The 14,621-nt window shown below is 41.9% G+C and carries 11 protein-coding genes, 1 tRNA gene and 1 pseudogene; 5 read left to right on the top strand and 8 right to left on the bottom strand.

Features of this window, described 5'->3' with window-relative positions; all coding sequences use genetic code 11:
• The first annotated feature begins 349 nt into the window (after window positions 1–349).
• The 3 genes and pseudogenes from BP896_RS09895 to BP896_RS03565 form a co-directional block, all read left to right on the top strand.
• Window positions 350–598 (top strand): hypothetical protein, encoded by a 249-nt coding sequence (locus tag BP896_RS09895; RefSeq protein ID WP_414633183.1) that lies wholly within the window; start codon window positions 350–352, stop codon window positions 596–598.
• 10 nt (window positions 599–608) lie between these two features.
• Window positions 609–722, top strand: coding sequence for a hypothetical protein (locus BP896_RS09890; protein WP_414633182.1), 114 nt, complete (start codon window positions 609–611; stop codon window positions 720–722).
• Window positions 723–728: 6 nt separating this feature from the next.
• Window positions 729–869 (top strand): annotated as a pseudogene (locus tag BP896_RS03565) (AAA family ATPase); the annotation flags it as partial.
• A gap of 23 nt (window positions 870–892) precedes the next feature.
• Here BP896_RS03565 and BP896_RS03560 read toward each other — a convergent pair.
• Window positions 893–3,730 carry a thermopsin family protease gene (locus BP896_RS03560; RefSeq protein ID WP_291765740.1) on the bottom strand — a complete coding sequence of 946 codons (2,838 nt, stop codon included), beginning with the start codon at window positions 3,728–3,730 and terminating at the stop codon, window positions 893–895.
• A gap of 242 nt (window positions 3,731–3,972) precedes the next feature.
• Between BP896_RS03560 and BP896_RS03555 the strand changes: the two genes are divergently transcribed.
• On the top strand, window positions 3,973–6,873 hold the full coding sequence (locus BP896_RS03555; RefSeq protein WP_291765738.1) for a beta-glucosidase: 2,901 nt from the start codon (window positions 3,973–3,975) through the stop codon (window positions 6,871–6,873).
• Between the two features lie 155 nt (window positions 6,874–7,028).
• Window positions 7,029–7,895 carry an alpha/beta hydrolase gene (locus BP896_RS03550; protein WP_291765735.1) on the top strand — a complete coding sequence of 289 codons (867 nt, stop codon included), beginning with the start codon at window positions 7,029–7,031 and terminating at the stop codon, window positions 7,893–7,895.
• Between the two features lie 669 nt (window positions 7,896–8,564).
• Here the strand turns inward: BP896_RS03550 and BP896_RS03545 are convergent.
• The 7 genes from BP896_RS03545 to BP896_RS03515 form a co-directional block, all read right to left on the bottom strand.
• Window positions 8,565–8,661, bottom strand: a tRNA-Arg gene (locus BP896_RS03545).
• Window positions 8,662–8,705: 44 nt separating this feature from the next.
• Window positions 8,706–9,098: a hypothetical protein gene (locus tag BP896_RS03540; RefSeq protein ID WP_291765734.1), complete on the bottom strand. Its 393-nt coding sequence runs from the start codon at window positions 9,096–9,098 to the stop codon at window positions 8,706–8,708.
• Between the two features lie 70 nt (window positions 9,099–9,168).
• Complete coding sequence (locus BP896_RS03535; protein ID WP_291765731.1) at window positions 9,169–9,951, bottom strand: hypothetical protein; 783 nt, start codon at window positions 9,949–9,951, stop codon at window positions 9,169–9,171.
• Between the two features lie 113 nt (window positions 9,952–10,064).
• Complete coding sequence (locus BP896_RS03530; RefSeq protein ID WP_291765729.1) at window positions 10,065–11,162, bottom strand: geranylgeranyl reductase family protein; 1,098 nt, start codon at window positions 11,160–11,162, stop codon at window positions 10,065–10,067.
• Window positions 11,155–12,384, bottom strand: a complete 1,230-nt coding sequence (locus BP896_RS03525; RefSeq protein ID WP_291765726.1) for a thermopsin family protease — start codon at window positions 12,382–12,384, stop codon at window positions 11,155–11,157. Before BP896_RS03525 ends, BP896_RS03530 begins: the two co-directional genes overlap by 8 nt.
• 2 nt (window positions 12,385–12,386) lie before the next feature.
• Window positions 12,387–13,385, bottom strand: coding sequence for a Gfo/Idh/MocA family protein (locus tag BP896_RS03520; protein ID WP_291765724.1), 999 nt, complete (start codon window positions 13,383–13,385; stop codon window positions 12,387–12,389).
• A 2-nt stretch (window positions 13,386–13,387) separates the two neighbouring features.
• Window positions 13,388–14,506, bottom strand: a complete 1,119-nt coding sequence (locus BP896_RS03515; protein WP_291765723.1) for a Gfo/Idh/MocA family protein — start codon at window positions 14,504–14,506, stop codon at window positions 13,388–13,390.
• Window positions 14,507–14,621 lie beyond the last annotated feature (115 nt).

Here is a 14,621-nt window from a genome sequence, read left to right as displayed (position 1 = left end):
AATTAGCACAGTGAAGAAGCCCCTATCATTTATTGTGAATCATAACGGAGTAGCCCCCATAAAGGGGAGTAACACCCAAGACTCCCAGGAAACCCTCGCCCAAAAGGCGGGGAGGGGGTCAGATAACTAAATTTCCTCCTTATAAGAGATCGAGAAAAGGATTAGTTTATGTAGCGCAAATCGATAATATGTTTAAATCATTAACTGTTGAGGAGAATTTCAAGTTAGCCTCATATAATCTATCTGGGAGTGAATACAATGAGAGAATTGAGATTATATTTACACTATTTAGCCAAATTAAAGGCATTTAAAAAGAAAAGTGTATCAATTAAGCGGAGGGCAAAGGCAAATGGTAGCTATATCATTAGCGTTATTAAGAAAACCTAAAATACTTCTTCTTGATGAACCTACTGCACAGCTAGCTCCTAAAATAGCCAACGAGGTCTTCAAAAAGATTGTTGAGATTAGGGATTTGACTGAGGTAGGAGTAATATTAGTGGAACAAAACGCAGAGAAAGCCCTAGAAATAGCTGACAACGATATTGAATATTCTTACGGATCTAAAGAAGGATATAGGTATCTTCGTTGTAGAGCATAGATTAAATATAGTGGCTAATTATGCTGATTACGTTTATGCCATGTTCATGGGTAAGGTAATAGCTAAAGGCTCAGCAAATGATGTACTTAATAATCCCACTGTAATAGACGCATATCTAGGGTGATACTAGATGTTAGAGATGGTTAAACTTAATGCAGGTTATGGAAAATTGCGGATCCTATTCGATGTGGATTTTCTTGCAAGCAAGAAGCATATCGTAACTATAGTTGGACCCAATGGAAGTGGGAAGTCCACATTTCTTAAGGCTCTAATAAGGTTTAACGAATATTAAAATCAATTAACTTTACCACGTGAGGCAACCAGGATTAATGAAATAATAATTACCAATAATACCAGTGAGTAGTAGGCTATGTAATCCCTAGCCCAATTAGCACTAATCATTAATGGTTCATTAACAGTCACGTTAATTGGCAACGAGTGATAAGGCTGGCCATTAATAACCACTGAGGCTAATTTAATAATAGTTAAGTTAACTTCAATAATCCTCAATGGGCCGCTTAAAACCATTAAATTACCTGCATTAATCCACTGAGAGTATTTTCTGAACCCAGTGCCGTTGATCCTTAAGGCTATTGAGCTTGTTAAATTAACCAAGTACTGCCTAACCCAAATGATGGTTAGGTTTAATGGTTTATTAACCCTAATGAGGATTAATGATGAGTTTAAGGGAAGTAGCCTAGTCCCATTATTGAAGTATTGGGTAGTGAGCGTAATATTGAGTAGTGAACTTGAGTTAAACCAATTCTGTAGTGACTTCACTAAGGTACCATTTAGCATAAATGGAGCTAAACTGGTTATATTAATTATATATTGCCTAACCCAACTAATGGTTAAGTTAAGGGGCTTATTAATAATTACCTTAATTAGGCTTGAATTAATAAGGATTAACCTAGTCCCATTATTGAAGTAGTATTGGGGCTGTATGCTGATTATCAATGTGCTTGATTCATTAAGCCAATTAACCAAGTAGGTTAACTGGGTTCCATTCACCATTATGGGTGTAATACTATTAACCCTAATTAGATACTGTTTAATCCACATAACCGTAGCCTTAATGGGGTTATTAACAGTGATTAAGATGGATGAGTTAAGCGGCATTAACCTCACGTTACTGTTAATGTAATAGTACCTTGGCACAGTTATATTAATGATACTTCCTGAATCAATCCATTGAGTATAATTAATTGAGTAACTACCATTAATCAATATTGATACAGCACTACTTATGTTAACTAAATACTGCCTAACCCATGAGGTGGTAAGGTTTAATGGATGCGTAACCACTATACTTATCCTGGATTGATTCAGGGACATTAACCTGGTCCCATTATTAAAGTACACTAAGCTTGGTATTGTAAGCTCCAGGATGGAGCCATTATTAACCCAGTTACTGTAACTTAACGTTAGTGAACCATTAACGTTAACTGGTATAATGCTGTTAATATTAATCAAGTACTGCCTAACCCAAATAATGGTTAAGTTAAGGGGCTTATTAACAGTCATGTTGATTAATGTCTCATTAATAGCCTTAACCCTTGTTAAGTTATTGAAGAGGTAAATTGACTTAACTCTAATCACCAGTGATGAATTTGCAGGTACCCAACTCTCCATGTTAGTTACGGTGAATGTACCATTAACTAGAGTAACGTTAATAAGGTACTGTGACCTGAACCTCAATAGGAAGTACGTGTTATAATCCCCCCTTATAATGCATGTTGAAAACACGTTAACCGTTGGAGTAATTTTAACTGAGTTATTGCTTATTGATCTTAATGCTCCATTACATGATTCATTAATGCCCTTAAAGATGTAGGTAACCCCATTACCAACTATCACCGTGGGTAAGGTGATGGTGATTGCTTTAAATGCGTAGAAGCCTTCCACAGTACCATTTGGGTAAATAATATTAATGAAGCTGGTGGGTATGGTTGGTTTAAAGGTATTTGTTAACTCACCGTAGTATGGTATACCCACAGTGACCTGTACGTTACCGTTACTTGATATTGAGGTTACCAAGTCTGTTGCAGACTCCCCTGTATTCATACCAAAATTATAGACTTGACTATAAGGTACCCAACCGGATTCACTCCAATGCATTATGGCTAATTGAGCATTAAGGCTCTCAAAGGTTGTTTGCTCACCGTTAAAGCCCCCTCCGAAAACCAACTCAACATCATAGGCGTATCCACCACCAGTCTCCTCGTATGGGGTGGTTACTATTAACGCATCCTTAGCCTTAATGCCTAGGGTCACGTTATCAAACCACATAATAGTGGGTGGCGCATAATTACTTCCATTCCTCACTATAGCGTAGCCAAACATAATCACCACCGAACCATTAATTAAAGTTACGTTAACCTCAAGGTAACCTGACAATGGTAATTTATACCTAGTTAAGTTACTTACATATCCATAGTACTCTTGGTTAATACCCATGGCGTGGTAAACCCCACCGGCCCCATTAATTAGGTGGCTTGATATATTGGCTTCAGGGGCGGTGGCATTCCAAATGTTATCGGCTACATTAAATACACCGGCATCTGTAGTAAATATTAATGCATCTTGAATCCAATACTCCTGGGAACTACCATTAATTAACTTAACCCACACCACCGCGTTTAATTGGAGGCTGGCACTACCCTTAGGTACCCTTAGGATATTGACCGCAGTGTAGCTTGCGTTCCAAGCCCTGATACTACTTATGTTGAAGTAACCTAAAACAGCCGTGGTATTAATGGGCATTATTGATGATACGCCAGTTGGGGCTAATCCAACAACATTAACACTAGCGCTAACGGCACTACCGCATTGGGTGGGGTAAAGTACAACATAGTATGTACCAGGGGGAACGCGTACTAGGTAAGCACCCACATTAACACTACTTGAATACACTGCATATCCCCCACCACCGCTACTCCACTTAGCGTACTGGGTTGGGGTGAATACGTATAGGTTATAGGACCCATTCATTACCTTAACTAGTAATCCTTGACCAAGGCTAACATTAATGTTGGGCCAATAGTACTGGCAGATGAGTGATTGAGCATTAGCGATTAACGTTAAGGAAATGGCTAAAATAGTGATGAGTATTACGGCCTCAGGGATATTCATTAAAACACTCACCTCCTTTTCCTACTCTTACCCTCCCTCATTTGAATCCTCAGTAGTGATGCGTATGCGCAGTAATACTTCATCATTATGCGCGCCAGCAGCATGCGTAATTTCATAATAATTAACTCATTTAACAGTGTTTTAAACTGTTTCCATAATTGAATCCTAAGAATTATTAATCAACCTTACCCATGGCACGTAGTACTTAAAAACTAGGGTTATCTAAAGTTAATTATTCAACTATGTCTAAGCCAAGTAACTTCATACCCAGTAGCGTTAAAAGAAGCGACATTTACCACGGTGGGTGGATTGATCATGATAAGGATGGCGTAATGGCTTCCTTCGAGGACCCCAGTAGGCCTATTGATGAGAGGGTTGAGGATCTTCTAAGTAGGATGAATCTTGAGGAGAAGGTGGCTCAATTAAGGTCAGACTTAACTGATAGGCTAGATGTAGGTAACCTATCAGTGGTCCTTAGAGGTACGGAACCAGCTGAGGGTGCTGTTAAGGCTAATGATATTCAGAGGAGGTTCCTTGAGGATACTAGGCTTGGGATACCTGCCATTATCCATGATGAGTGCCTTCACGGATGCATGGCTAAGCACTCAACAGTATTCCCACAGGCAATAGCCCTAGCCGCTACTTGGGATGTGGACTTAATGTATAGGGTTGCTAAGGCTATTGCAAGGGAGGCTAGGGTTAGGGGTATTAGGCAATGCTTATCCCCCGTAGTCAACCTCACCTTCGATGCTAGGGCTGGTAGGACTGAGGAGACTTATGGTGAGGACCCGTACCTGGCTTCACAATTAGCCTACGCCTACGTTAAGGCGCTTAGGGAGGAGGGTATTATAGCTACTCCTAAGCACTACATTATGAACTTCGTTGGAGATGGTGGTAGGGATAGCGCTGAAATACACATGAGTGAGAGGTTCATTAGAGAGACTGAATTACCAGTCTTCAGGGCAGCCATTAAGGCTGGTGCATTATCATTAATGGCAGCCTACAACTCAATAGATGGTGTACCATGCTCAATGAGCAAGTACTGGTTAACTGAGGTTCTTAGGTGGGAGTTAGGGTTCGAGGGCTTCGTGGTATCAGACTACGGTTCAGTAACTGGCATAATTAATAGGCATTACATAACTGATAATCCCGAAGAGGCTGCTAAACTGGCCCTTGAGGCTGGCCTTGATGTTGAATTCCCAGGGTTCTCAATATACGGTGAACCATTAATTAGAGCTATTAGGAGGGGGTTAATTAGTGAGGGGGTACTTAATGAGGCTGTTAGGAGGGTTTTGAGGGCTAAATTCCTAATAGGCCTATTTGACTCACCTTACGTTGACCCTGAGGAAGCCAAGGTGGTTGGTTCCGAGGAGCATAAGAGAATAGCCCTAGAGGCTGCTGAGAAGGCTATTGTATTACTTAAGAATGATGGGGTACTGCCTATTGATAAGTCTAGGGTTAAGTCCATTGCCCTAATAGGCCCCTTCGCAGATGAGGTTAGGTTAGGTGGTTACAGTGCAATACCTAAGAGCGTAATAACGCCCCTTGAAGCCTTTAAGGCCAGGGGCGTTAATGTAATTCACGCTAAGGGATGTATAGCTGACATGGATTCTGATTACCCGATACCAGTAAGGTACTTGACGCCAATGGGTGAACCTAATAGGCGTGGCTTAAGGGGTGAATACTTCAATAACCCTAACCTTGAGGGTGAGCCAATTGGTGTTAGGATTGATGCACCATGGGAGGGCTTCTTTAGGCTTGACATAGGTTACGACCCACCTTACCAGGGCCTTGACCCAGGAAGGTACTCCATCAGGTGGATTGGCTACATTACACCGCCAGCCACTGGTACCTATGAGTTTAAGGTTTATGCATCAGGTGGTGGTTTTAGGCTTACTGTTGATGGTAAGGTGATAGTGGATTCATGGGGTGTGGTGAGTAATTCACCTAAGTCTGGGTCAATTAGGCTTGAGGGTGGGAGGCAGTATGAGGTTAAGCTTGAGTATGGTAAGTTAAACTATGGTTACGCCTACATTAAGCTTGGTTGGGATTTAATTGAGGACTCAATGATTAAGGAGGCTATTGAGGCGGCCTCAAAGGCTGATGCAGTAGTAGTGTTCGCCGGCATTATTGAGGGTGAGCAAAGGGATAGGGCTTCATTAAGGTTGCCTAAGTGCCAGGAGAGGCTTATTGAGGAGGTGCTTAAGGTTAATAAGAATGTTACAGTGGTGTTAACCACTGGTAGCCCGGTTATTGGTGATTGGATTAATAAGGTCCCAGCCTTAGTTGAGGCTTGGTACCCTGGTGAAATGGGTGGGGAGGCTATTGCTCAGGTACTCTTAGGTGAGTATAATCCAGGTGGTAAATTACCTGTAACTTGGCCAATGCATGAGGGCCAGGAGCCACTGTACTACTTCACTAAGCCCAGTGGTAGGGTTTATGATTACGTTAACATGCCTCCAACACCATTATTCCCCTTCGGCCATGGTTTAAGCTACACTCAATTTAAGTACAGTGACCTTAAGGTGAGCGTTAATGAGGATGATGGCGTGGTTTCGGTTTCACTTAACGTTGAGAATGTGGGTAAGTTAACTGGTGATGAGGTTATCCAATTATATATTAGGGATAGATACTCAAGCATAGCTAGGCCATTAATGATGCTTAGGGGATTCAGGAGGATAACACTTAAGCCTGGTGAGAGGACTGCAGTTGAATTCAAGTTAACCTTAGATGACTTAGCAATGTATGATTCAGGGCTTAGGCGTATAGTGGAGCCTGGTACGTATCAAGTTTTAGTTGGTTCATCATCAATGGATATTAGGCTAATGGGTGAATTCAAGTTAACTAAACTAGTTAGGGGTATTGTGAATGTAGTGAATGTTAATGCTGATAAGGCCAGTGTTAAGGTGGGTGACCTAATCAGTGTTAAAGCCACCTTGAGGAATGAAGGTAAGGTGGGTGACCTAGTCCCCATTATGCTTAAGGTTAATGGTAGGGTAATTGAGGAGCATAAGGTGTACCTTGATCCAGGTGAGGAGAGGACCGTGAACTTCACAGTGAGGCTTCACGAGGTAGGTAAGCAAGTAGTCTCAGTGGCAGTACCTGAGGGGGAGAGGTCAATAACAATAGATGTAGCCCAATAGTAATCACTAAATCCTTAATTAAACATTAATAGGCATTTACTTCAATAATTCATGTTAATCTTAGAGTGAACTTAGGTAATGAGTATGTAATGATGCCATGCCCACAGGTTAACTTATGATACAATATTTATAAATAAACCATAATTAAGCACATTATGAGGATTGAGGTTATTAGGCTTAGGGAGGATAGGCCAGTTACCTTAACATCATACATTCTTGATGCATCCACTGAAATAGCTTGGAAAAGGAGGCCGGCAGTCATTATTTGCCCTGGGGGAGGATTCACATTTACGTCTGATAGAGAGGCTGAACCTGTGGCATTGGTATTCCTCTCAAAGGGTTACCACACATTCGTATTAAGGTACTCAACAGAGAGTATGGGTGTTAGTAAAGTTTACCCTGATGTGGTTGTTGAATTAGCCAATGCAATTGTAACCATTAGGCGTAATGCAGATAAATGGAATATTGACCCCAGTAAGATTGCTATAGTAGGATTCTCAGCTGGAGGGACTGTGGTGGCGCTATATAGTGTTAACTGGCATAGGGATTGGTTAAGTAAACTAGTTAATGCTCCTAAGGAAGCCCTTAAACCATCAGCAGCCATACTAGCTTACCCTGTCGTGGATTTTGTCACAATGAATGAGGTAACTAAGAATAATAGGAATACTCCAGCGGCTGGGGTGCTATTTAAAATGATGTCCCTAGCCTTAGGTTCAAGTAAATTCACTGAAAATGATTTAAGGGAATTAAGCGCAACGTATCATGTTGATGAGAATACTCCCCCAACATTCATATGGACAACCGCTGATGATGATGTGGTTCCCGTGGAGAGTATAATAAGTTATGTTAATGCCTTAGCCAGGAATAAAATACCCTTCGAATTCCACGTCTTTGAGAGGGGAACTCACGGACTCTCACTTGCTGATAAAACCACAGCCTCAAATCCAGAGCAGATTAATCCAACTGTAGCTAAGTGGGTTGAATTAGCCTTAAGCTGGCTGGAGAGGCACTTGAGTACTTGAGGTTAATTCAATGCTAGGTTAAATTTAAATGAAGACTTCACAGGATTTGGCACTGCCTAATTACATGATGTAAAATAACGCATACTTACCATGGATTATTCATAGTTATATTGCATTGAGCGATTGAGAGGGGTATTTAAGTCTCCTTAGGTAACTTAAGCATTATTAATCCCTCAATTAACTCCTCCATTCCTATTATTAAAACTGCGGGTTTTAATCCAAGACTTACCAATACCATACCTGAGGCGAAGCTGCCGGTGGCTCTAAACGTATTCTGGAATATCTATATTACCGTTATGGCGATTAAATAGTACCCTATTAACACTTCACTGGATTACGTAAATTACTCCAAGCACATCAAACCCAGTACCACTGTTAGCCAGTATATTGTTGAGTATAACCACATGCCGCCTAAGCAGCTAAGTAGCATGAATATTAACATTGATGATGAGGAGGCCAGTTAATTCTGTGGGTGCTGGTAAACCAAATTAACATGGAATTTTCCACATACATGAACTTAAATTAACCTTAATATTAATAATCTTTACTTAATTACACAGCCACATTTTTAAGAGAAGCATTCTAAATATGCCAATAAATCTTTCTCATTAACCCTATATACGGTGATTCCCCCATGAATTAGGTAATATGGAGGAATATAGATGCTTCTGGCGGGCCCGCCGGGATTTGAACCCGGGTCCTACGGCTTTCTTCATGCTCATGCCTTAGAAGGCCGCCGCTCTAATCCATGCTGAGCTACGGGCCCTGAGCAGTTAGCCTTTGGGCTAATTTAAAACTTAACTGGATAATTTAACGCTGCGGGAACCTTGTGCTTTTAATAATCTTCCTTATATCGAAGACGAATATGGGCCTCCACCCCAGTTTGCTTAGTTTATTGCTTATTTTACTTATTAGGCTCCTCTCATATGAGGCTAAGAGAACTAGCTTAACTTCAGTGTCCTTCATGTATAGGCGCGCCAGTATTATCCCCCTACTGGTTGGCCAATCATTATACTCAAGCCCCACGTCACTTGTCAGCATTGGGCCGTATTTACTCACTAAGTCATGTAACTCATTCTCAACTTCATTAAGAACCTCAAATTGACTCTCCTCCACGTTTACTTGACTTAAGCCGACAACGCTTAAGTCAAAGTAAACCATGCGCTTATCGCCATGCACTTCAAATAATGCTACCCCCTGCATACTTTACGAAGCATCTTCAAGATTGGGTTTATAAACTTATTTCCCCAGTGGCGCTGGATTCTTAAGCCTATTATGCTATTGACTTACAGGGTGGCCTTGATGGGTCATTAACCTTAAAGCCAAATAGGTAGCAGTAACCCTTATGCATACCATAGTAAACACAGTCATTGCAATTATCAGGCCTACCATTAACTATCTTAAACCCAAGACCCCCAGTGGTTACTGGAGCTGCTATTGTTATTGCCTGCTGAATCGGGCTTGATTGAGGTGTTGTGGTTAATGGTGGTAGTGCAGTGGATTGAGGTGGAGGCGGTGGAGCCTGTGGGGCAACTGGAGGTGGTGAAGGTGGAGTTTCCTGTGGTGGAGGTGCTATGGGTCTAACAGGTTGGGGCTGAATAACCTGTGGTGGAGGAATCTCTGGTGGGGGTGGTGTTGGCTGTGGTACTGATACTGGTTGGGCTTGGGGTATTGGTGAGGCTACTGATGGTATCTCTAGGTTAAACTCCTCCTTAAGTTCCTTAGCCAACGCAGCCCTAATAACATCCATTGTTAATTCATTACCTTCAGCCACCTTCCTATCGTTAATAACCATGGCTGGGAACGTTGAGACCCCGTCTTGCCTCATTCTAACTATCAGTGACTTGTATTGGCCAGGTATCTTACTTTCAGGCTGATCAAGGTACTTAATGATGTCATCGGTGACGTCACTCCTAACCTTAATTATAGTTAACCTAACCTTATCCTCACCCACACCCCTCTTAGCCAACTCAGCTTTAATGTCATTAACAAGGGCCCTAACCTCATTTTCAATGGGTTCCGTCCTCCCGGTAATGGAGTAAAACCTAATAATCATAACACTACTGGCCAACTGGAGATTTATATTTCTAGCGTGTAATACTAGTGGCTTATTTGACTCAATACCTAGCTTAGGGTGATCTTAGCACCAGGTAGCCTGAACTTCAATTATTATCCACTGACGCTAATGGACTTAACAACTTCCTTAACGGCATCCCTATACGTTAATTTACCTCCAGTAACCTTCTCAATAATGTTCACTGCACCAGCCTTACTGAAGCCAGTTACCCCTAGGAATCGGCTTAGGAATATTGAATCAAAGCCGTAAACAATGTAGGCTACCATTAATGCGTATTGGCTATCATTAATGTAGTTGGCCATCATTGAGTTATAGTACTCAGTGGGATTACTACTCCTTAATGATAAGGCTGCTAACGCACCACTCATCATTGCCTGAAAAATACCCTCCCCAGTAACTGGATCAGCTAAGCCTAAGGCATCCCCCGTTAACATTACTCTACGTGTTGAGGCTAAGTTAGGTGGCCTATAGGGTATTAGGTGGCCCATTAGCCTACCTGGTTTTAAACCAAGCTCATTAATGTAGCTTAACAGTAGGTCACTGTACCTACCCTTTAAGGCTGAGCCTAAGCCAACATCATAGTCACTGCGACTCAGTGGGAATAACCATGCATAACCCCACTTAATTCTAGTGAAGTCAAGTATGCAGGCATCCCCAGTATTAATGCCTAGGTTACCTGAGGCTATGTTCATTAAGGCTACTGCGTTTGACTTAGGCATTATGCCTATAGACCTACCCACCCTGGATGGCGCTCCATCAGCACCAATAACCCACTTAGCCTCATAAACACCACCCCTACCTATTACCTCAACCTTATTTGCCGTTTCCTTAACCTTAAGGACCTCATCATTAATGTACTCAACACCATTATTAACAGCCTCATTAAACATGAATTCATCCAACCTCTCTCTCCTGGAGACCCTTATCATAGGTTCCTTAAACCTCATGATATATGAACCAGCATGTGTAACCACCACTACCTCATTACACTCATGTTCAATAACCTCGCTTAAGTCAAGCCCAAGTATCCTTGATAAGGCAATGGACTTAGGCGTTAATCCTCCACCGCATGGTTTAACCCTAGGGTGCCTAGCCTTATCAATAATCATTGCTCTAATACCAAGCCTAGAGGCAATTATGGCCGCAGTATTGCCTGCTGGTCCACTACCAATAATTATTAAATCATACATAATGCCCTAAAGCCCTAGCGCTGTATTTAAGAATTCCACGGTAAATGATAATAATGATAACTAACGCCAATGCTAGTGTAATTAGCCAAAACCATAAACCTACGCTTCTAATATTGAATACGTAAGTGTATTTATAGACGCTAACATTACCTGCATATAGGGTTAGCGTTAACTTATACTTACCACCAGCCCAGTTCCTAATATTAACTACTGTTTCACTTGAATTCAGTAATATAACCCTATCCTTAATTACTGCAATCCACCTTGCTTCACTCGGTGTTACACGTATTATTAACTTACCATGCCTCAAGCCCACTGATGCGTTAATTAACCATAAGTAGGTTGAGTTAACTCTACCAGCCTCCTGATTAACAACACCATTAACGTAACGCTCACTTATCCCAGCAATTGGATTAACTGACTCACCTGTGTCAAAGGATCTGGATTGTCCACCAACTACCGTGAACCATTCATTAGAGTACCTGTACATGAGCATTAATGTGGCGTTCCACTCATTCACGTATAGCTGAGCTGCCGCAGTGTAACCTCCAACAACCCATTCAACATCATTGCTTAGGTTACCTGGGTTAAATCCACCGATAATTATGTAGGCCATCGTTGAGTTAACCTTAATCAACACATCATCATACTTAACCCACCCAGTATCAAAGCGCGTACTATTTAACCTATACCAGTAGTTCACGTTAATGTAACCGTGAGTTAAATTAACCGTAACCATGCATGATACTGTGAAGGGTACCTTAACAAGCATTATTGGTGGAGCCACATACCTATAGTAGGCAGCGTATGATTGGTAGCTTAGGAAACTCCTACTACCGTTTATTAATTTAACATTGAGGTAAGCGCCCACTGAGGTGATGTTCCATAGGTCATCCCAAAACCAGACAATGTAGTACGTTTTATTAAACTTCTCGAAATGAGCAATATTCTGAATCCAGAAGTATTGAATACCATTAGTCACCACTAGGTTTAATTGAACACTAGCCACATTACCCGGGGCGAAGCCTAATGAAGCGAAGGATGAATTGTAGAGCGTTAAGTAACCCATCACTGCATTAACATGGTATGAATACGCCACTATGGTGCCATTCCATAACTCAGCTGTACCATTATCTGATAAGCCAACTGCGTTAAACGCATTAACCACAGTGATGAGTGCAGTGAACGTGATGGCGGTAAGCAATAGTGCCAGTAGCCTCATTGCTACGTTAAGGGTAATTTAATGGCCTTACCCTCACTACTGCTCCTATAGGCTGCCTCAATTATCTCCTGAGCCTTAACTGCATCATTAACTGTTACGCTTAATGGATTACCCTTAGCCACGGCGTCGATTAACTCATCTAGGGTAGTCCTCTGCTGCCCCTGAACCCTAGGCTTAACCCACCCGCCCTGATCCCTCGTATAGTACATTAACCCCAACTCAGTCCTAATTAATGAACCCCTCTCACCATAAGCCTCCAGGGGGGACCACGGTAGGCCCTCTAGTACTTGAGTCCACCCAGCATCCAATATCCCTAACGTACCCCTACTAAATCTTATAACCGCAATACCTTGGTCATCAATACTGTAATTGCCTGTGAAGTTACTTATAATGCCAGTAACCTCAATAGCCTCATCACTAAGTAGGAACCTCAGTAAGTCCGCACCATGTATGCCTAGGTCAAGGAAGCCACCGCCGCCTGAGTATTGGGTATTAGTGAACCATTCACTCCAGTCCTTAAACCACTTATCAATGGCTCCAGGGTGAGCCACCCTAACCCTAATCATGCTTACCTTACCTAAGGTGCCGCTGGTTAGGATTTCCCTAGCCTTAGCGTTCTCTGGGTTAAGCCTTGAGTTAAAGCCTGTTGTGAATAATACACCATGCCTCTTAACAATGCTGCTAATATCCACGGCATCCTTAACATTAATACCAATGGGCTTCTCGCAGAATATGTGAATATTATTTTCAGCCAGTAATTCAATGTAGTACTTATGCTTTGATGTCTCTGAATCAATAACGGCTACATCTGGCTTAGCCTTAATTAACTCATCAAGGCTCTTAAAGAACCTTAACCCATATTTACCAGTATAATACTTACCCCTCTCCTCATTATCATCAAAGGCACCCACCACCTCAACATCACTCCTCCTCAATAGCTGCTCCACGTGGCCTGGAGCATGGACGTGGGCGAAGCTTACCACTGCTACTTTAATAACCATGATTAATCACCCTTAACGTATTGGTTAAGTATAGGCTTAACCTCATCTGGTATATTTAACTTAACCTCGGCACCATTTTGCCTAGCTGACTCATATATGGCCTCAAGTATGAATTGCTCGTAAACGTTCTCCCTTGGATCTATTGGTGATGGCTTACCATTAACCACGGCATCAATGAATTTACCAATCTTATCCCTCCACGCATCCCTATTAGGTAGTTGAACAGTGGTTGTAGTCATGTGGCCCCACTCATCCCTGTAAACCTCAAGTGGATTAAGCTTAATTCCTCCCCTAGTACCCATGTAGAATGGCCTACCAAGCTCATTATTGTGCATTGCCCAAGCCTCCTTAAGTATCAGTACGCCACCATTCTTTAGTATAATCTTAGCCACGACAAAGTCCTCAACCTCAAACCTCTCAGTATCCCAAGCACCCCAACCACCCTCAACAATAGCATCCTTACTCTTACCAATACCCGTGAAAACATGCCCACTAATCCTCTCCACCTCAGGGAAGCCTAAAATATTCATTGCATTATCAATAGCGTAGCAGCCTAAGTCAAGTAAAACACCCCCACCAGCCATTTCCATAGTGTAGAATGTTGGCGCCGTGGGGATACCCCTACGCCTCCTACCGTCAGCCAGAGTTTCACCGTAGTAGAATTCCCCAAGGAGGCCACTACTTACTATTCTCTTAGCCGCAATTATCTGAGCCTCAAACCTATTCTGGAATCCAACCTCAAGAACCTTACCCGATGATGCAGCCGCCTTATACATCTCAAGAGCCTCATTGGCCGTTGAGGCCATGGGTTTCTCAACAAGCACATTAACACCATGCTTAAGGGCATATATTGTCGGCTCAGCATGAAATTTATGCGGTGTAGTAATGCTTACTGCATCCAAGTTAAGCTTATCAATCATCTCCCTATAATCAGTGAACACATTCTCCAGAGGAATATTCCACCTCTTAGCAAAATCAACACCACGCTCCTTAACTACCTCAGCAACACCCACCAATTCCACATTGGGAAGCTCCCGATAATATCTTGCATGAACATTGGCTATACCACCAGCACCCACGAAACCAACCCTAACTTTAGCCTGAGTAGTACCTGAACTCATAACACAGAAGCATATTCTAAATTTTAAAGCTTTAAAATACGTTATAAAATAAAATTATTTATTTTAATCTTAATTTAATTCTTGTTTTCTCATCTTCTTCTTAGTGCTATTATTG

Origin of the sequence: Caldivirga sp. UBA161 (assembly GCF_002506515.1) — an archaeon.
GTDB lineage: Archaea > Thermoproteota > Thermoprotei > Thermoproteales > Thermocladiaceae > Caldivirga.
This window is presented reverse-complemented; position numbering and strand designations above follow the sequence as displayed.